The sequence below is a fragment of the Pseudomonas sp. Lb2C2 genome, assembly GCF_052112205.1.
In the GTDB taxonomy this organism is placed as follows: Bacteria; Pseudomonadota; Gammaproteobacteria; order Pseudomonadales; family Pseudomonadaceae; genus Aquipseudomonas; species Aquipseudomonas kilonensis.
In genome coordinates this window covers 485,229-503,234 of record NZ_JAUTYW010000002.1, presented here as the reverse complement: position 1 = coordinate 503,234, position 18,006 = coordinate 485,229, and the positions used below count along the sequence as shown (strand labels likewise).

General features: G+C 59.8%; 18 protein-coding genes. 4 read left to right on the top strand and 14 right to left on the bottom strand.

The annotated features are described in order from the left end of the window. Positions 1-8 precede the first annotated feature (8 nt). The 6 genes from Q7F16_RS06515 to Q7F16_RS06490 all read right to left on the bottom strand — a co-directional run bounded on the left by Q7F16_RS06515 (position 9) and on the right by Q7F16_RS06490 (position 3,563). Entirely contained in the window at positions 9-620 is a 612-nt protein-coding gene (locus Q7F16_RS06515) for a phage baseplate assembly protein V (RefSeq protein WP_014336816.1), read from the bottom strand. A gap of 3 nt (positions 621-623) precedes the next feature. After that, positions 624-1,136, bottom strand: coding sequence for a hypothetical protein (locus tag Q7F16_RS06510; protein ID WP_409555899.1), 513 nt, complete (start codon positions 1,134-1,136; stop codon positions 624-626). 36 nt (positions 1,137-1,172) lie between these two features. Then, entirely contained in the window at positions 1,173-1,523 is a 351-nt protein-coding gene (locus Q7F16_RS06505) for a phage holin family protein (protein WP_024618257.1), read from the bottom strand. A 65-nt stretch (positions 1,524-1,588) separates the two neighbouring features. Next, positions 1,589-2,170, bottom strand: a complete 582-nt coding sequence (locus Q7F16_RS06500) for a DUF642 domain-containing protein (protein ID WP_046065009.1) — start codon at positions 2,168-2,170, stop codon at positions 1,589-1,591. 39 nt (positions 2,171-2,209) lie between these two features. Continuing rightward, the gene (locus Q7F16_RS06495) at positions 2,210-2,368 is read right to left on the bottom strand and encodes a Com family DNA-binding transcriptional regulator (protein ID WP_079303843.1); all 159 of its coding nucleotides are present in this window, start codon (positions 2,366-2,368) and stop codon (positions 2,210-2,212) included. 460 nt (positions 2,369-2,828) lie between these two features. Beyond that, positions 2,829-3,563: a LexA family transcriptional regulator gene (locus Q7F16_RS06490; RefSeq protein WP_041476255.1), complete on the bottom strand. Its 735-nt coding sequence runs from the start codon at positions 3,561-3,563 to the stop codon at positions 2,829-2,831. 543 nt (positions 3,564-4,106) lie between these two features. Here Q7F16_RS06490 and Q7F16_RS06485 point away from each other — a divergent pair. The 3 genes from Q7F16_RS06485 to fdxA all read left to right on the top strand — a co-directional run bounded on the left by Q7F16_RS06485 (position 4,107) and on the right by fdxA (position 8,242). Next, positions 4,107-4,460: a DUF6124 family protein gene (locus Q7F16_RS06485; protein ID WP_079303593.1), complete on the top strand. Its 354-nt coding sequence runs from the start codon at positions 4,107-4,109 to the stop codon at positions 4,458-4,460. 748 nt (positions 4,461-5,208) lie between these two features. Then, on the top strand, positions 5,209-7,776 hold the full coding sequence (gene mutS, locus Q7F16_RS06480) for a DNA mismatch repair protein MutS (RefSeq protein WP_172436073.1): 2,568 nt from the start codon (positions 5,209-5,211) through the stop codon (positions 7,774-7,776). A gap of 142 nt (positions 7,777-7,918) precedes the next feature. Then, positions 7,919-8,242 carry a ferredoxin FdxA gene (gene fdxA, locus Q7F16_RS06475; RefSeq protein WP_079302086.1) on the top strand — a complete coding sequence of 108 codons (324 nt, stop codon included), beginning with the start codon at positions 7,919-7,921 and terminating at the stop codon, positions 8,240-8,242. Between the two features lie 1,498 nt (positions 8,243-9,740). Here fdxA and rpoS read toward each other — a convergent pair. The 8 genes from rpoS to Q7F16_RS06435 all read right to left on the bottom strand — a co-directional run bounded on the left by rpoS (position 9,741) and on the right by Q7F16_RS06435 (position 16,867). Further along, complete coding sequence (rpoS, locus tag Q7F16_RS06470; protein WP_003198289.1) at positions 9,741-10,748, bottom strand: RNA polymerase sigma factor RpoS; 1,008 nt, start codon at positions 10,746-10,748, stop codon at positions 9,741-9,743. Between the two features lie 106 nt (positions 10,749-10,854). Then, positions 10,855-11,703 carry a peptidoglycan DD-metalloendopeptidase family protein gene (locus Q7F16_RS06465; protein WP_409555900.1) on the bottom strand — a complete coding sequence of 283 codons (849 nt, stop codon included), beginning with the start codon at positions 11,701-11,703 and terminating at the stop codon, positions 10,855-10,857. A gap of 211 nt (positions 11,704-11,914) precedes the next feature. Then, positions 11,915-12,550, bottom strand: a complete 636-nt coding sequence (locus tag Q7F16_RS06460) for a protein-L-isoaspartate(D-aspartate) O-methyltransferase (protein ID WP_170862085.1) — start codon at positions 12,548-12,550, stop codon at positions 11,915-11,917. A gap of 41 nt (positions 12,551-12,591) precedes the next feature. Beyond that, entirely contained in the window at positions 12,592-13,341 is a 750-nt protein-coding gene (surE, locus tag Q7F16_RS06455; protein ID WP_038856712.1) for a 5'/3'-nucleotidase SurE, read from the bottom strand. Then, a complete protein-coding gene (gene truD / locus Q7F16_RS06450; protein WP_409555901.1) occupies positions 13,329-14,387 on the bottom strand; it encodes a tRNA pseudouridine(13) synthase TruD in 1,059 nt (352 codons plus the stop codon). Before truD ends, surE begins: the two co-directional genes overlap by 13 nt. Continuing rightward, the gene (gene ispF, locus Q7F16_RS06445) at positions 14,384-14,857 is read right to left on the bottom strand and encodes a 2-C-methyl-D-erythritol 2,4-cyclodiphosphate synthase (RefSeq protein ID WP_003184863.1); all 474 of its coding nucleotides are present in this window, start codon (positions 14,855-14,857) and stop codon (positions 14,384-14,386) included. Before ispF ends, truD begins: the two co-directional genes overlap by 4 nt. A 43-nt stretch (positions 14,858-14,900) precedes the next feature. Continuing rightward, positions 14,901-15,746, bottom strand: coding sequence for an S-formylglutathione hydrolase (gene fghA / locus Q7F16_RS06440; protein ID WP_018603685.1), 846 nt, complete (start codon positions 15,744-15,746; stop codon positions 14,901-14,903). 8 nt (positions 15,747-15,754) lie between these two features. Then, positions 15,755-16,867 carry an S-(hydroxymethyl)glutathione dehydrogenase/class III alcohol dehydrogenase gene (locus tag Q7F16_RS06435; protein ID WP_046065014.1) on the bottom strand — a complete coding sequence of 371 codons (1,113 nt, stop codon included), beginning with the start codon at positions 16,865-16,867 and terminating at the stop codon, positions 15,755-15,757. A 107-nt stretch (positions 16,868-16,974) separates the two neighbouring features. Here Q7F16_RS06435 and Q7F16_RS06430 point away from each other — a divergent pair, with 107 nt between their 5' ends. After that, positions 16,975-17,871 (top strand): LysR substrate-binding domain-containing protein, encoded by an 897-nt coding sequence (locus tag Q7F16_RS06430; protein ID WP_014336804.1) that lies wholly within the window; start codon positions 16,975-16,977, stop codon positions 17,869-17,871. Positions 17,872-18,006 lie beyond the last annotated feature (135 nt).

Here is an 18,006-nt window from a genome sequence, read left to right as displayed (position 1 = left end):
GAAATCTCTTAGGCGGTACTGATGACGCGTCCCTGGTGATCCACCACCGGGCCGCTCAGGTGCACGCCGGAGGCGTCGAGCCGAATGCCGACGGCGCCGACTTGCAATTCGATGGTTTCGGGTGTCATCGCCAGCCGCGACGGGCCAATGTTCAACAGCAGGGATTCACGAGAACCGCTGAACGCCGCCGGGCCGTTTTGCCAGTGCAGGACATGGCTGGCATGGTCGTAGCCGTTTTCCGTACCGTCCTGATAGAGGCGCCGCGTCAGCGAGGCCTGGGTCGAGACGGGCGGGAACTGACCACCGTTGAGGCCGAACAACGCCACCGCCTGCCCACCGCCCTCGCCGCCGCCATGGTTGAGCAATAGACATTGCTCGCCCACGGACGGGATCCGCGACTCGCTCTGGGCACCGGCGCTCGGATTGAAAAAGCGGATCGCCGGGGTCAGCAGACCGCCATGGCTGACTTTGCAGGTATTGCTGGCCGCGTCGACTTCCTGGCAAACGCCGATGCGGCAGAAACTCTCCGCCCGCCGATGCATGTCTTCCAGCTCGGTTTCCATCTGCGCCAGACGCTCGATGATCGGCCCCAGATGCATCCGTAACAGCGCATCAAACATGGCTCAACCCTCGAGTGCGGTGTATTGGTCCGGGTCGTCGATGTTCGACACTTCCCAGGTGCGGGCAAACTTCGGGATACCCAGCGGGTCCTCCAGCAGCGTCGGGCCGAGGTACAGGGTTTGGTTGAAGGAAAGGGTCCAGGCGGTGTACGCCCGTACCGGGTTAATGAAGGTGGATGGCAGGCCATCGAGCTCCGTGGGCAGGTCGCATTGATCGCCCGACAGACCCCAGCGGTTGTCCATGACCAGGTGTTTCAGCTCCCCGGCCAGATCGCAGGCATCCCATCCTGGAACGGCCATGACCACTTGCAAGGACACCGTCAGGACATGGGCGATACGCCCGTCATTGGCGCGGTTACCGGGCGCATCACGCTCAAGGGCAATCAGCACCCAGGGTTGATCGTCGGTGCCATCGAAATCCTGGGGGCTGCCGACTTTCAAGGCGGGATAAATGGCGCGCAGCGTCTGGGCAATGGCCGAGAGTAGCTGCGACGGTTTTTCGATAAGGGCAGGCATTGATCGCCTCCTTTGGTATGGATCAGCGCTGTCGATTCACGGCTGGTCGGGAGGAACGTCCCGCGGCGGCACTTCGCAGACGCCGAGCCGCTTGGCGACCCAGCGCTCGTAAAGACCGATCGCCACATCGGCACCGGCCATGGCGGTCAGGCAACCCAAGGCGCAGGCGCTCCAGATCGACATGCCGAGGGCGTACAAAAGCATGGTTGCCGATACGCCGCAGACCACGCAGGCACCGGAGCGCAAGGCCAGGCGCCGCAATAACGACCAGCCACGGGCGCCCTCCTTGTCTGCGCGCCACATCTCGCCGGACACCCCGCCCACCAGGGCGAGCACGATGACCAGCCAGATCGGCATGTCCAGCAACGCTTGTTGCTCGTTTGTCATGTCTCGTTTCCTGGGGTGATGGATGATTGCTTGGGGACGGCGGGGCTTCGCAGGACAAACGAGTTTTACAGTGGCTCAACGATGACGTTGTCGATGAAGGCGAAGTTGGCGTAAGGGTTCTGCTCATTGGAGAACGCCAAAGTCGTTTGAGCCGAAGTGGCCGTGAAGTCATACGTGATGGTGCTCCACTCCACCGCGGTACCTTCCGCCGACGGCGTGTTGAAGGAGACACTCTGCCCCGCCACCTTGACCTGGATGGTGCCGTCGCCGGAGCGGCCGGCGTAGCGCGAATTACCCGCGCTGAAGGTCAATCGGTACTTGGCGCCGACCGCGGTGGCGAAGTTCTGCTGAATACCACCGCCGTTGCCATAGACATAATTGGCCAGGTCGACAATCACAACGCCATCCGCAGCCACGGAACCCCCGATCGAGGCGGGCATATTGAAGTACTCGGCACCGGACAAAAACGTCGTCCAACCGGTGATGAAGTTGGCTTTCGCCGGAGTATCAAGGATGCAACTGCCGCTGCAGCCTGGCTGTTCGAAGCTACCGTTGACCAGAAGGTTGGCGGCGCTAGCGTTGCTCCCGACACCGAGCAGCGCAATGGACAGCAACAGTGGGGCGACGTATTTCTTGAAACGATTCATGATTTCACCTCTTGAGTTATTGATTGATCGCGCGGTTGATCAACAGCGCTCATCCCGCTCTCTGGCGATCACTCGAGGCTCAACGGCCTTCACATGATTCAACGTCCCGCATCGGGAACACTTGATCTGGAGTTCGGTGTTCTCGCCCATGCGGGCCAGAAGTCTTTTGCAGCTACCGCATCTGAAATCCTTCAGCATCGAAAGCCCTCCCATTGGCGGCGGTTTGAAGTGCCTCACGACACAGGCATTCCAAAAAGCCCGGTTGCCCAGGCTTTTCAGTAATGCGCTTGATCTTTCGGCGCGACTGGCGCGGTACGGATCCATTCAAATTGTTCTTCCGACCGCGGTCCCTGCCCGCCGGATAACTGCTTCTGGTGCTTTACGCTGCACACCCGGGTCAGTTGCCAACCCTCTGAACCGTTAAGGCCGGTTCATCGCTGCCTGTTGGTGGAACTAAAGAGCTTCGTTGCCAGCCGCTTTGTCGAGCGGCTTGGACACAGAATATGCATGGATGCATATCCAGTCAATGCGCAAATGCATTTATTTATGCATGATGGATGCGTAAATGCATTGAGGCCTCGTAAATACGGGGGTCGCGGGTTTTCAGGAGGCGAAAAAAAACCCGCACGACGGCGGGTTTTATCTGACAGTGGAGGGGTTAACGGGCGTACATGCCCCACCAGAAGACGTGACCGAGGATGACGATTTGCTCATCCTGCATTTCCTGGAAGGTGTAGTCCTCATCCGGATGTTCATCACGGTTGAAACTGCGCAGGCGAATGCCGGTGGGCAGGCGATAAAGCTGCTTCACTCGCAGTTGGCCGTTGTGATTGATGGCATAGAGATCACCGTCGACGATGTCGCCGATCCCACACTTGCCTGCGTTCACCCCAACCGTGGCCCCGTCGCGCAACACCGGCAACATACTGTTGCCGCGCACCGTCACGCACTTGGCCTGGTCGAACTGCACACCGTTATGGCGCAAGCTGCGCTTGCCAAAGCGCAGGCTTGAGCGCTCGCTTTCCTCGATGACGAATCTTCCTGATCCAGCAGCCAATTCAACCTCGCGCAGAAAAGGGACCGACACTTCGTCTTCTTCGACGGGTGTTTCGTCGTCCCACAGGCTTATGTCCTTGAGTTCGGAATGCGGCTCATCGCGGCGAGTATTGCCAGCGGGCACAACGTCCGCGCGCCCGCGCAACTGGTCGGTGCTCACGGCGAAATATTCGGCGATCTTCGAGATGTGTTTATCCGAAGGATCGACGATCTTGCCGCTGAGGATCCGCGAGAGGGTGGACTGAGGCACGCCGGTACGCCGGTGAAGCTCCGTGGGGGAGATCCCGTGCTGATCGAGCAATGCTCTTAATACGGAAGAAACGTTGCGTTTTTGCATAACGCGCATAGTGCTTGTTCTTTTCGCAGAAGACAAATGCTGTTTTGCATAAATATGCAATTCCTGCCTTTTGCATCCATTGTGGCGAGGGAGCTTGCTCCCGCTGGGCTGCGCAGCAGACCCTTTTTGTGAGCGCTTTGCGCTCAAGCGGGAGCAAGCTCCCTCGCCACTGAATCGCCCTACACGCCCTTAGGAAAACGCACCGCACCCGTCCTTCAAATGTGCGACGCAAGGCTACGTTTCCTTGCGCCTCTGCCTACAACTACGCCAGAATCCGCCGGCTTGTGCGCCTTGGAGCCCATCGGTACTTTTAATCCTGTCACTGCCCATCAGTGATCGGGTTTAGTAGCTCGGTATCTCCAAGATGTACATCGCTCCATCCAGTCAGGTGTTCCTACTCCTGCATTCGATGGTAGCTGTGCGCAGGGCGCCTTCGGGTGCGCCGGTTTCTTGGATCCCCGGTCTACTAACCTGCGTACAGCTGCCACCCATTTCGTTTAGTAGCGAATCGGTGATGGCTCCCACTTCGAGGATCCAAGCATCATGAGCAAGAACACTCCAAATCCCCCAGACGATCACGTCTCCCGCAGCCAATCGGCCAACGCCAAGAAACTCGACGACGCGGCCACTCGCGCCCTGGACTATTACCTCAAGCCGAAAACCGACAAGGAAGCCTCTGACACACCCGACACCCTTTTCATCATCGCCCCTAACATCGACGCCGAATGCCTGCTCGCCAACCTCAGCGAAACCCTGGCCTCGGCCAACGCCATGGTCAGCGACCTGGCATTCGACCTGAAGGGCTCGCGGCGGAATATCTTGCTGGGGGTTCAACAGATGATCGAACTGAGCCAGTTGCTGGCGAATCGGGCGTTGGATGTGGTCGAGGTGAGGTAGGCATCCATGATGCAAGCCGAGACCTAAGAGAAGCCCGAGTAATCACTGTGGGAGCGAGCTTGCTCGCGATAGCGGTAGTTCAGTGACAACTAAGTTGTATTGGTTGCCGTCATCGCGAGCAAGCTCGCTCCCACATTGGATCTGGGTACAGCCGGAGAGACAGGCCGGCTGTAAGGCCGCCTCGCGAGCAAGCTTTGCTCCCACAGATATGATAGGTGTACGACCGGGAGAGCCAAGTCGGCTATCAGGCCGCCTCGCGAGCAAGCTTTGCTCCCACAGATATGATGGGTGTACGACCGGGAGAGCCAGGTCGGCTATTAGGCCGCCTCGGTTTTGTTTTTGATCTGGGGCGCCCCGTTAACCACGCTGGCTGAACGAAGGTATTGCGCAGTGGGCAACCCGGCATGGATGCCGGGTTAGCCGCGCTGGGCCATGGATGGCCCTTCGCGGCGGCCCACGGAGCAATGCCTTCGTTCAGGCATGCCGAGCCTAGGCGAGGCACCGAGTGGTGGGGCATGAGCGTTTTGCTTACTTTTGCGCTTCTCAAAAGTGAGCCGCTGTAAGAGCGGAACCGTCAGCAGCCATTACCTAAATAACGGATATACACCCCACCCCAAAAACCACTCACGCCTGGGTCCCCCCCGACCACCCATGTTAACCTTGCGCCCATCGCGGAAAAGCCGGGCCAATGCCCCTCCTTTTGCCCTACACCTTTCAACGAGCTTGCCTGACACCCATGAATACAGCCGTGAACGACCTCTCCAGCCACACGCCAATGATGCAGCAATACTGGCGCCTGAAGAACCAGCACCCCGACCAGCTGATGTTCTACCGCATGGGCGACTTCTACGAGATCTTCTACGAGGACGCGAAGAAAGCCGCCAAGCTATTGGACATCACCCTGACGGCACGTGGGCAATCGGCGGGCATGGCCATTCCGATGTGTGGGATTCCTTACCACGCGGCGGAAGGTTATCTGGCGAAACTGGTCAAGCTCGGCGAATCCGTGGTGATCTGCGAGCAAGTCGGCGACCCGGCCACCAGCAAGGGCCCGGTGGAACGCCAAGTCGTGCGGATCATCACCCCGGGCACGGTCAGTGACGAAGCCTTGCTGGATGAACGCCGGGACAACCTGATCGCCGCAGTGCTGGGCGATGAACGCCTGTTCGGCCTGGCGGTGCTGGACATCACCAGCGGCAACTTCTCGGTGCTGGAAATCAAGGGCTGGGAAAACCTGCTGGCGGAGCTCGAGCGGGTCAACCCGGTGGAACTGTTGATCCCAGATGACTGGCCCAAAGACCTGCCGGCGGAAAAACGCCGTGGCGTGCGGCGTCGGGCGCCGTGGGATTTTGAGCGTGATTCGGCGCTGAAAAGTCTCTGCCAGCAGTTTTCCACCCAGGACCTCAAGGGCTTCGGTTGCGAGAACCTGACCCTGGCCATCGGTGCGGCCGGCTGCCTGCTGGCCTACGCCAAGGAAACCCAGCGCACCGCCCTGCCCCACTTGCGCAGCCTGCGGCACGAACGCCTGGATGACACCGTGGTGCTGGACGGCGCGAGCCGCCGCAACCTGGAACTGGACACCAACCTGGCCGGCGGGCGCGACAACACCCTGCAATCGGTGGTCGATCGCTGCCAGACCGCCATGGGCAGCCGATTGCTGACTCGCTGGTTGAATCGTCCGCTGCGGGACCTGACCGTGCTGCTGGCGCGTCAAACCTCCATTACCTGCCTGCTCGATCGTTATCGCTTCGAGCAGTTGCAACCGCAGCTCAAGGAAATCGGCGACATCGAGCGCATCCTCGCCCGCATCGGTTTGCGCAACGCCCGTCCCCGTGACCTGGCGCGCCTGCGCGATGCCCTGGGCGCGTTGCCCGAATTGCAGGTGGCGATGACCGATCTCGAAGCGCCGCACCTGCAGCAACTGGCGCGCACCACCAGCACCTACCCGGAGCTGGCCGCGCTGCTGGAAAAAGCCATTATCGATAACCCACCGGCGGTGATCCGTGACGGTGGCGTGCTGAAAACCGGCTACGACGCCGAACTCGACGAGCTACAAGCGCTGAGCGAGAACGCCGGCCAGTTCCTGATCGACCTTGAAGCCCGGGAAAAAGCCCGTACGGGCCTTGCCAACCTCAAGGTCGGCTACAACCGCATCCACGGTTATTTCATCGAATTGCCAAGCAAGCAGGCCGAACAGGCCCCGGCCGATTATGTTCGCCGCCAGACCCTCAAGGGCGCCGAGCGGTTCATCACCCCGGAACTCAAAGCGTTCGAAGACAAGGCGCTGTCGGCCAAGAGCCGCGCCCTGGCCCGGGAAAAGATGCTCTATGAAGCGTTGCTCGAGGACCTGATCAGCCAATTGCCGCCCTTGCAGGACACCGCCGGCGCCCTGGCGGAACTGGACGTGCTGAGCAACCTGGCCGAACGCGCACTGAACCTGGACCTGAACTGCCCGCGCTTCGTCAGTGAACCGTGCATGCGCATCAGCCAAGGCCGTCACCCGGTGGTCGAGCAAGTGCTGACCACGCCGTTCGTGGCCAACGACCTGAGCCTGGACGACAACACCCGCATGCTGGTGATCACCGGTCCGAACATGGGCGGTAAATCCACCTACATGCGCCAGACCGCACTGATCGTGCTGCTGGCCCACATTGGCAGCTTCGTCCCGGCGGCCAGTTGCGAATTGTCCCTGGTGGACCGGATCTTCACCCGGATCGGCTCCAGCGATGACCTGGCCGGTGGACGTTCGACGTTCATGGTGGAAATGAGCGAAACCGCGAACATCCTGCACAACGCCACCGAACGCAGCCTGGTGCTGATGGACGAAGTCGGACGCGGCACCAGCACCTTCGACGGCTTGTCCCTGGCCTGGGCAGCGGCCGAGCGCCTGGCGCACCTGCGGGCCTACACGCTGTTCGCCACCCATTACTTCGAACTCACCGTGTTGCCGGAAAGCCAGCCTTTAGTGGCCAACGTGCATCTCAATGCCACCGAGCACAACGAGCGCATCGTCTTCCTGCACCACGTGCTGCCCGGCCCGGCCAGCCAGAGCTACGGCCTGGCGGTGGCGCAACTGGCCGGTGTGCCAAGTGAAGTCATTACTCGTGCCCGCGAGCACCTGAGCCGCCTGGAAACCACCAGCCTGCCTCACGAAGCACCGCGCCCGACCAAAGGCAAACCGGCCGCGCCGCAGCAAAGCGACCTGTTCGCCAGCCTGCCGCATCCGGTTCTCGATGAACTGGCCAAGCTCGATCTGGACGACCTGACGCCACGTCGGGCACTGGATTTACTCTATACATTGAAGACACGGATCTAACACACAGGCTTTCAAGCTGTTAGAATCGCGCGCGGTTTGGGATGCTGCGGACTATTAGCCTGGTCCGCAGACTATCGCTCCCAAACCTGGCGACCCTACCGTGAAGGGGCTTCGCTGCCGCCGCCTGAGGAGAGAATTAGAAATGACCTTCGTCGTCACCGACAACTGCATCAAGTGCAAGTACACCGATTGCGTAGAAGTCTGTCCGGTGGACTGCTTCTACGAAGGCCCGAACTTCCTGGTCATTCACCCGGATGAGTGCATCGACTGCGCCCTGTGTGAACCGGAATGCCCGGCGAACGCCATTTTCTCGGAAGACGAAGTGCCGACCGGCATGGAGAACTTCATCGAACTGAACGCCGAACTGGCGGACATCTGGCCGAACATCACCGAGAAGAAAGATGCGCTGCCTGACGCTGAAGAGTGGGATGGCAAGGAAGGCAAGATCGCAGACCTCGAACGCTGATCACCCCTGCGTTCGTCGAAAAGGCCCCTTGCGGGCCTTTTTGCTTTTTCGGATCAAGAAATCGCAGGCAAAAAAAAGGGGCGGTTTGACCCGCCCACATTTTTTCCCTAATCCCTTTAATCCTTTTCATCATCCTGATGAATCGCGTCCTGCGATGTCCTTCCTTCCCATCGTCCTTGACGGGTGTGTCTGTCCGTCGACACAGGACTGATATTAGTATTTTCCCAGGCGAGTGCAACGCGGCTGATACAGGTGGCTTGCTCTGTAACGCTACGTTCATCAACAATTTTTCGTTATAAATCAGATGAATACAAAAAGATCACGGCATTTATAGCGGTCTGTCCGGCCGATGGGGAACTGATCGCTTACGTAAGACTAGGCAAAGGCTTACAAGCTGAAACTACAAATAGAACGGGACTGGAAAACGCCCCCTCAGAAACGCTTAGGTTCTGGACCAGTCGTAATGATGTTGATCTATAGTTTTGAGGAGGGGGGGTATATCCATTTCTTCGGTAACGGCCACTTAGGGTTCCGCTCTTACAGCGGCTCACTTTTGAGAAGCGCAAAAGTAAGCAAAACGCTCATGCCCCACCACTCGGCACCTCGCCTAGGCTCGGTGTGCCCGAACGAAGGCATTGCTCCGTGGGCCCGCCGCGAAGGGCCATCCATGGCCCAGCGCGGCTAACCCGGCATCCATGCCGGGATGCCCACTCCACAATGCCTGCGTTCGGCCAGCGTGGTTAACGGGGCGCCGAGATCAACGTCCACCACGAGGCGGCCTAGTAGCCGACCTGGCTCTCCCGGTCGTACACCCATCAGATCTGTGGGAGCAAAGCTTGCTCGCGATGAGGCCAGTAAGCCCAACATCCATGTAACTGAACCACCGCCATCGCGAGCAGGCTCGCTCCCACATTCGATCTTCAGCGGACACAAAATTCATATCCAACACAGACCTCCTGTGGGAGCGAGCTTGCTCGCGATGAGGCCGGCACATCCAACATCACCGCAAACTGCCCCACCGCCATCGCGAGCAAGCTCGCTCCCACAGGGGAATCGCGGTCTCACCCAGAACCAGGTCGGCTATAAGGCCGCCTCGCTTTTGCTTTTGATCTGGGGCGCCCCGTTAACCACGCTGGCTGAACGAAGGTATTGCGCAGTGGGCAACCCGGCATGGATGCCGGGTTAGCCGCGCTGGGCCATGGATGGCCCTTCGCGGCGGCCCACGGAGCAATGCCTTCGTTCAGGCATGCCGAGCCCAAGCGAGGCACCGAGTGGTGGGGCAAGAGCGTTTTGGTTACTTTTGACTGGGCCGGCTTCCGGGCTTTTCAAAAGTGACCCGCTGTAAGAGCGGAACCATAAGCCGTCGTTACGCAAAAAACGGATATACCCCCAAACCCAAGCCAAAAAAAATGGCACTTTCCATTTCTGAAAGAAGCGCCATTTTCTCTAACTAAACAGCATTACCCCTGATGCGGAGGCATTCGCTGCTGCACTGGTATTATTGAAACAACGACTCGCTCGACAAGCCGTTCTTCTCCAGGATCTCTCGCAGACGCTTGAGACCTTCAACCTGGATCTGCCTCACCCGCTCACGGGTCAAACCAATCTCCAGGCCCACATCTTCAAGCGTGCTGCTTTCGTGACCGCGCAAGCCGAAGCGGCGAATCACCACTTCCCGTTGCTTGTCCGTAAGTTCCGAAAGCCACTGGTCAATGCTCTGGGACAAATCATCGTCCTGGAGCAACTCGCACGGATCGGTCGGACGATCGTCGGTCAGGGTATCGAGCAGGGTCTTATCCGAATCCGGCCCCAGCGAGACGTCTACCGAGGAAACACGCTCGTTGAGCCCAAGCATGCGCTTGACCTCTCCCACCGGTTTTTCCAGCAGGTTGGCGATTTCTTCGGGTGAAGGTTCATGGTCGAGTTTCTGGGTCAACTCACGGGCAGCCCGCAGGTAGACGTTCAGCTCCTTGACCACATGAATCGGCAACCGGATGGTCCGGGTTTGATTCATGATTGCCCGTTCGATGGTCTGGCGGATCCACCAGGTGGCGTAGGTCGAGAAACGGAAGCCGCGCTCGGGGTCGAATTTCTCGACGGCGCGAATCAGGCCCAGGTTGCCCTCTTCGATCAGGTCCAGCAGCGAAAGCCCGCGATTGACGTAGCGTCGGGCGATTTTCACCACCAGGCGCAGGTTGCTTTCAATCATGCGTTTTCGGCCGGCCGGGTCGCCACTTTGCGACAGCCGCGCAAAATGAACTTCTTCCTCGGGGGAGAGCAGTGGCGAGAAACCGATTTCGTTGAGGTACAGCTGAGTGGCGTCCAGCGCCCGGGTGTAGTCGATGTACTTATGTTGTTTAAGTGAAGCGGAGTGTTTGGATTTGGCACGAACGGAAGGTGGAGTCGCCCCTTCATCATTCGACATCGAATCCATAGCGATGCCGGTCTCCATAAGGAGAACCTCATCGTCGATGTCAAACTCCGGCACTTCTTTACTGAGAGCCATTGTTATAGTCCTTTGGTGAGTTCGACCTCAAGCTCAAGCGACGCCTTTATCCTTGGCAACGCTGGAGCCTGTTCCCTCTACGTGACGGAACAGGCTGACAATCAAATCAACGCCGAGGCAGGAATTGCAGCGGATCGACTGGTTTACCTTGCCGGCGAATCTCAAAATGCAGTTTCACCCGGTCTGTTCCCGTTGATCCCATTTCGGCAATTGTCTGTCCGACTTTGACCTGCTGCCCCTCCCGAACCAACAGCCTGCGGTTGTGACCGTAGGCACTGACGTAGGTATCGCTGTGTTTGATGATGACGAGTTCGCCGTAGCCCCTTAAACCACTCCCGGCGTACACAACCGTCCCATCAGACGCGGCTAAAACAGGCTGTCCCAAATCCCCGGCGATATCAATTCCTTTATTCAAACTACCGTTTGAAGAGAATTTTCCAATGAGAACGCCATTAGAAGGCCATCCCCAGCCTGTCGGGGCGGGGCCTGCAGGAGGCATCGGAGCAGGGGTCGGTTTACTCGCGACGGACGGTATTACCACCGTCCCAGCCCCCGCCGGCCGGCGAATAACCGTGGTTTTGCTAGACGACGAAGCCGTCGAACCCGACTGCGTCACCACGGCGGTAGGCGTTGAGCCACTACGGCCATCGAAGCGAATCGTCTGACCGGGGTGAATCGTATAAGGCGCAGGAATGTTGTTGCGCGCCGCGAGGGCTTTGTAGTCCAAGCCGTAGCGAAAAGCGATGGAAAACAGGGTATCGCCGCGACGGACTACATATTGACCGGTCGTTACTGTAGGACGTTGAGGTGTTGCGCTGTTGTTGCGATCGACAACCCGGACATTACCCGACGGCGTACTGGAACACCCGACCAGCAAAGTACTCAAGACAAGGCCAGTCACCAGGCGCTGAAAGCTCGTGATACCCATACACTGCGCAATGACTGTGAGACTCACCCGCCGCTCCCTTTGTGGTGGCTGAAAAATTGGAAACTGCCTGTCCAGGCAGACCTCATACAAATATAGCTGGCAACGACTGCGCCTCTATTAATGAAGCGCAACGTGTCACCGCACACGTTTGCTCGACGCCGTTGGACTCTGTTCAGCAAATCGGTGCCGCTGTAAGACATAGGCCAGGCCACGGAATTCAGCGTCTGTTTATAAATGCTCAGGCCAACGGCCCATTGAGTAATGGCACGAACCGCACCGCACCCAGGACATGTCGCGAAAAACCGTGTTCTTCGCGTACGATCAGCATCAGTTGCTGGACTTCGCCGGCGCCCACCGGAATGACCAGTCGTCCACCGGGGGCAAGCTGATCCAGCAAGGCCTGGGGCACATCGGTGGCCACCGCGGTCACAATGATGCCGTTGTACGGCGCCAAGGCTGGCCAACCTTCCCAACCATCGCCCCAGCGAAACACCACGTTGCGCAGGTTCAGCTCAACCAGGCGTTCCTTGGCGCGATCCTGCAGTACCTTGATCCGCTCCACGGAAAACACCCGCTCGACCAGCTGCGACAACACCGCCGTCTGGTAACCCGAACCGGTACCGATCTCCATCACCTTGTCCAGCGGCCCCGCCTCCAGCAGCAGCTCGCTCATGCGGGCCACCATGTACGGCTGGGAAATGGTCTGGTTGTGGCCGATCGGCAACGCCGTGTCTTCATAGGCGCGATGGGCCAGGGCTTCATCGACGAACAAATGGCGTGGTGTGCGGCGAATCACCTCCAACACCTGGGCATTGGACAGGCCTTCTTCGTAGAGCCTTTGGATCAGTCGTTCACGGGTGCGCTGGGAGGTCATGCCGATTCCGCGGCGCAGCATATCGTCTTGCTCACGAGCCATCAGCGCAGCCCCTCCAGCCAGCCATCGAGATTTCGAAAGGCGTCGTTGAAGGTGCGGTCCAGTTGCAACGGCGTGATCGAGACATAACCTTGCATCACCGCATGGAAATCAGTGCCCGGCCCGCCGTCCTCGGCATCACCGGCGGCGGCGATCCAGTAACCGGCCTTGCCGCGCGGGTCGACGACGTGCATCGGCTTGGCGGCGCGGGCACGATGGCCCAGGCGAGTGAGCTGGATGCCACGGATGTGATCGAGCGGCAGGTTGGGGATATTCACGTTCAGCACCGTGCGTGGCGGCAGCTCCAGCTCGCCGTGGGCTTCGACCAGTTTACGGGCGAAGTAGGCGGCGGTCGGCAAGTTGTCGACCTGCCGTGAAACAAACGAAAAGGCAAACGATGGCTTGTCCAGGAAGCGACCTTCCAGGGCGGCGGCAACCGTGCCGGAATACAGCACGTCGTCCCCCAGGTTGGCGCCAAGGTTGATACCCGACACCACCATGTCCGGCTCACGCTCCAGCAAGCCATTGAGGCCCAGGTGCACGCAATCGGTCGGAGTGCCGTTGAGGCTGATGAAACCGTTATCCAGATAGCAGGGGTGCAACGGACGGTCGAGCGTCAGCGAGCTGCTGGCGCCGCTTTTGTCCTGGTCCGGGGCGATGACCACGCACTCGGCAAAATCCGCCAGCGCAGCATAAAGCGCGGCAAGACCGGGTGCTGTCACCCCGTCGTCGTTAGAAATCAGAATACGCATGGGCTGTCCGTCTGCCCCACCGGCACCAGATCGACGAGTTCGCGCACCAAGACAGTGGCGAAACATCCGGCCGGCAGGACGAATTCCAGTTGCAGAATGTCTAGCGAGGGATAATGCCACGACAGCCCGCCAATGGGCAGTCGCAGGATGCGACGTTCGTGACTCATTCCCGCGTTTATCAACCAGTCCCGCAAATCGGCCTCACCCGCGGCGATGGCTTGTTCCAGCTCGAACGTCGCACCGGCGGCAGGCGAAGGTCCCTCGCCCCACTGCGGCCCGGTCGGGTGCAAATCGAGAATGGCCAGGCGCGGGTCGCTGCACTCAGCCTCACCGGCCGGAAAAAAACTGCGGCTGTCGGTGAAGGCGAGCAAGTCGCCTACCTGGGCTTGCTGCCAGGTACCGTTGGCGACCCGTGCCGCCAGTACCTGGTTGAACAGAAAGCTGCGGGCGGTGGACAACAGACGCGAGCGCACATTGCGCTGTTCCGGCAACGCCTTGCGCGCCGCCCAGCCCCGGGCATCGACGACATTGCCGCCGTCATGGCCGAAGCGCTGGGCGCCAAAATAGTTGGGGATGCCCTGGCGGACAATCTGTTGCAGACGCGCATCGATCGCCGCCGTGTCGCCCTTGAATTGGGTCAGGCGCAGGGTGAAGCCATTGGCCGAGTGCGCGCCGCGTTGCAGCTTGCGCCTGTGGCGTGCGGTCTTGAGGATCTTCAGCGTGTCGTTCTCTGCCGCCGACAGGTCCGGATCGGCCTTGCCCGGCAATTGGACGCTGAACCACTGGCGGGTCAGCGCCTGACGATCCTTGAGCCCGGCGTAGCTGACGGTGCGCAACGGCACGCCAGCCGCCTTGGCAATTCGCCGGGCAGCCTCTTCGGTGTTCAAGCCACGTTTTTCAACCCAGATCCACAGGTGCTCGCCATCGCCGGTCAACGGGATATCGAGTACTTCATCGACCTGGAAATCTTCAGCGGTGGCCTTGAGTACCGCACAGCCCAGCGGTTCACCGTAGGCACGCGGCCCTAACAGTTCCAGTTCCGTCATGGGCGCAGCAACAAGGCGACGGAGTGGACGGCAATGCCTTCTTCGCGACCGACGAAGCCCAGCTTCTCGGTGGTGGTGGCTTTCACGTTCACTTGGTCCAACTCAACTTGAAGATCCTCGGCAATCAATTGGCGCATCGCTTCGATGTGCGGCGCCATCTTGGGGGCTTGGGCAACGATGGTGTTATCGACGTTGCCGACCTTCCAGCCCTTGGCATGGATCAGCGAGACAACATGGCGCAGCAGCACACGGCTGTCAGCACCCTTGAATTGCGGGTCGGTGTCGGGAAAGTGCTTGCCGATGTCACCCAGGGCAGCCGCGCCGAGCAATGCATCGCTCAAGGCGTGCAGCAGGACATCACCGTCAGAATGCGCGAGCAGCCCGAAGCCATGTGCGATTCGCACGCCGCCCAGAGTAATGAAGTCGCCTTCAGCGAAACGGTGAACATCGTAGCCGTGGCCAATACGCATAAAAAAACGCCCCGATTTTTGTCAGGGCGTGATTCTACCTGCATTAGGCGTTTAGAGCGCGCGCATGATGCTGCAAGTGGTCGTCAATGAAGCTGGCGATGAAGAAGTAGCTGTGGTCGTAGCCCGGTTGCAGGCGCAGCTCCAACGGATGGTCGGCAGCCTTGGCCGCCTGTTGCAAGGCTTCGGGCTTGAGCTGGTTGGCCAGGAAATCATCGCGATCGCCCTGGTCCACCAGCAGTGGCAGCTTCTCCTGTGCCTCGGCAATCAATGCACAGGCATCCCATTCCCGCCATTTCGAGCGGTCTTCCCCCAGGTAACGGGAGAAAGCCTTCTGGCCCCATGGGCAATCCATCGGATTGTTGATCGGCGAAAAAGCCGACACCGAACGGTAACGCCCCGGGTTGCGCAAGGCGCAGACCAGCGCACCGTGGCCGCCCATGGAGTGACCACTGATGCCGCGTTTGTCCGAGGCTGGGAAATGCGCTTCGACGAGTGCCGGCAATTCCTGCACCACGTAGTCATGCATCCGATAGTGCCGTGCCCACGGATCCTGCGTGGCGTTCAAATAAAAGCCCGCCCCCAGGCCAAAGTCCCAGGCATTGTCCGGATCGCCCGGCACGTCGGCGCCACGGGGGCTGGTATCCGGCGCGACGATGATCAGGCCCAACTCGGCCGCCATGCGCTGGGCACCGGCCTTTTGCATGAAGTTCTCGTCGGTGCAGGTCAACCCGGACAACCAATACAGCACAGGCAACTTGCCGCCCTGCTCCGCTTGCGGCGGCAGGTACACGGCAAACACCATGTCACAACCGAGCACGTCGGAACGATGCCGGTAACGTTTGTGCCAGCCGCCGAAGCTTTTCTGGCAGGAGATGTTTTCCAGACTCATGACCGACCTCAGAAATGGATAACGGTGCGGATGCTCTTGCCTTCATGCATCAGGTCGAATGCCTTGTTGATATCTTCCAGGCCCATGGTGTGGGTGATGAACGTATCCAGCGGGATCTCGCCCGTCGCGGCCATCTCCACGTAGCTTGGCAACTCGGTGCGACCGCGCACGCCACCAAAGGCCGAACCACGCCAGACGCGCCCGGTCACCAACTGGAAGGGACGAGTGGCGATTTCCTGGCCGGCGCCGGCCACGCCGATGATCACCGACTCGCCCCAGCCTTTGTGGCAGCACTCCAACGCGGCACGCATCAACTGGACATTGCCGATGCACTCGAAGGAAAAGTCCACGCCGCCGTCGGTCATATCGACGATGACTTCCTGGATCGGACGGTCGAAGTCTTTCGGGTTGACGCAATCGGTGGCACCCAGTTGCCTGGCGATTTCGAACTTGGCCGGGTTGATGTCGATGGCAATGATGCGCGCGGCCTTGGCCTTCACGGCACCAATCACCGCCGACAGGCCGATGCCGCCCAGGCCGAAGATCGCCACGGTGTCACCCGGCTTGACCTTGGCGGTGTTGAGGACCGCGCCGATGCCGGTGGTGACGCCACAACCCAGCAGGCAGACTTTTTCCAGCGGGGCTTCTTTTGGAATCTTCGCGACGGAGATTTCCGGCAGCACGGTGTACTCGGAGAACGTCGAGGTGCCCATGTAGTGGAAAATCGTCTCGCCCTTGTAGGAAAAGCGCGAAGTACCATCTGGCATCAGGCCTTTGCCCTGGGTGGCGCGAATCGCCTGGCAGAGGTTGGTCTTGCCCGACTTACAGAACTTGCACTGGCCGCATTCCGGCGTGTACAGCGGGATCACATGGTCGCCCACCGCGACCGAGGTCACGCCTTCGCCGATGGCTTCGACAATGGCGCCGCCTTCATGACCGAGGATCGATGGGAAGATCCCTTCCGGGTCGGCGCCCGACAAGGTGTAGGCATCGGTGTGGCAGACACCGGAAGCCACCACGCGCAAGAGCACTTCGCCCGCCTTGGGCATGGCGACGTCGACTTCAACGATTTCCAGGGGTTTCTTGGCCTCGAAGGCAACGGCAGCGCGCGACTTGATCATCCGGACTCTCCAGCAAATAAAAACAAGACCGGGAGTGTAATCCTCCGCCGGACGATGAATAATCCAACCAAAAGCAAAACATTATTGCTGTACAGGGATAATCCTTCATGTCCGATAACCGCTGGGAAGGCATCGACGAGTTCGTCGCCGTGGCTGAATGCAGTCAATTCACCGCCGCCGCCGAACGTCTTGGAGTTTCTTCCTCCCACATCAGCCGACAAATCGTACGGCTTGAAGAGCGCTTGCAGACACGATTGCTCTACCGCAGCACCCGGCGGGTCACCCTGACCGAGGCCGGCCAGACGTTTTTGCAGCATTGCCAACGCCTGCAGGATGGACGTGAGGAAGCACTGCGGGCGGTGGGCGATCTCACCAGCGAACCCAAGGGCATGCTGCGCATGACCTGCGCCGTGGCCTATGGCGAACGGTTTATCGTGCCGTTGGTGACTCGATTCATGGGGCTGTATCCGCAGTTGCGGGTCGATATTGAGCTAAGCAACCGTCCTCTGGACTTGGTGCATGAGGGTCTGGACCTGGCGATTCGCCTGGGTCGCTTGCAGGACTCCCGCCTGGTCGCCACACGCCTGGCACCGCGGCGCATGTACCTGTGCGCTTCACCCTCGTACCTGGAACGCTACGGGCGGCCCCACAGTTTGTCGGAACTGAGCCGCCACAACTGCCTGATCGGCAGCTCCGACGTCTGGCAACTGGAGCAGAACGGGCGGGAATTTTCCCAACGGGTACAGGGAAACTGGCGCTGCAACAGTGGGCAAGCGGTGTTGGATGCGGCGTTGCAAGGGGTGGGGTTGTGTCAACTGCCGGATTATTACGTGCTGGAGCATTTGCACAGTGGGGCGTTGATCTCGCTGCTGGAGGCTCATCAGCCCCCGAATACGGCGGTGTGGGCGTTGTACCCGCAGCAGCGACACCTGTCGCCGAAGGTGCGCAAGTTGGTGGATTACTTGAAGGAAGGCTTGGCTGGGCGGCCGGAATATCGGGGATGACAGTGGTTTTTTATGTTGCTTGAGCGATTGCTATCGCGAGCAGGCTCGCTCCCACATTGGATCTTCAGCGGATACAAATTTTGTGTACAGCCAAAATCCCTTGTGGGAGCGAGCCTGCTCGCGATGGCGACTCAG

Coding starts and splice junctions, on each gene's coding strand:
- Q7F16_RS06490 (WP_041476255.1), bottom strand. CDS start 3,563: ATGCAAAAACGCAACGTTTCTTCCGTATTAAGAGCATTGCTCGATCAG.
- fghA (WP_018603685.1), bottom strand. CDS start 15,746: ATGAGTCTGGAAAACATCTCCTGCCAGAAAAGCTTCGGCGGCTGGCAC.
- rpoS (WP_003198289.1), bottom strand. CDS start 10,748: ATGGCTCTCAGTAAAGAAGTGCCGGAGTTTGACATCGACGATGAGGTT.
- Q7F16_RS06515 (WP_014336816.1), bottom strand. CDS start 620: ATGTTTGATGCGCTGTTACGGATGCATCTGGGGCCGATCATCGAGCGT.
- surE (WP_038856712.1), bottom strand. CDS start 13,341: ATGCGTATTCTGATTTCTAACGACGACGGGGTGACAGCACCCGGTCTT.
- Q7F16_RS06495 (WP_079303843.1), bottom strand. CDS start 2,368: ATGCTGAAGGATTTCAGATGCGGTAGCTGCAAAAGACTTCTGGCCCGC.
- Q7F16_RS06505 (WP_024618257.1), bottom strand. CDS start 1,523: ATGACAAACGAGCAACAAGCGTTGCTGGACATGCCGATCTGGCTGGTC.
- Q7F16_RS06500 (WP_046065009.1), bottom strand. CDS start 2,170: ATGAATCGTTTCAAGAAATACGTCGCCCCACTGTTGCTGTCCATTGCG.
- fdxA (WP_079302086.1), top strand. CDS start 7,919: ATGACCTTCGTCGTCACCGACAACTGCATCAAGTGCAAGTACACCGAT.
- Q7F16_RS06430 (WP_014336804.1), top strand. CDS start 16,975: ATGTCCGATAACCGCTGGGAAGGCATCGACGAGTTCGTCGCCGTGGCT.
- truD (WP_409555901.1), bottom strand. CDS start 14,387: ATGACGGAACTGGAACTGTTAGGGCCGCGTGCCTACGGTGAACCGCTG.
- Q7F16_RS06510 (WP_409555899.1), bottom strand. CDS start 1,136: ATGCCTGCCCTTATCGAAAAACCGTCGCAGCTACTCTCGGCCATTGCC.
- Q7F16_RS06485 (WP_079303593.1), top strand. CDS start 4,107: ATGAGCAAGAACACTCCAAATCCCCCAGACGATCACGTCTCCCGCAGC.
- Q7F16_RS06435 (WP_046065014.1), bottom strand. CDS start 16,867: ATGATCAAGTCGCGCGCTGCCGTTGCCTTCGAGGCCAAGAAACCCCTG.
- ispF (WP_003184863.1), bottom strand. CDS start 14,857: ATGCGTATTGGCCACGGCTACGATGTTCACCGTTTCGCTGAAGGCGAC.
- Q7F16_RS06460 (WP_170862085.1), bottom strand. CDS start 12,550: ATGACCTCCCAGCGCACCCGTGAACGACTGATCCAAAGGCTCTACGAA.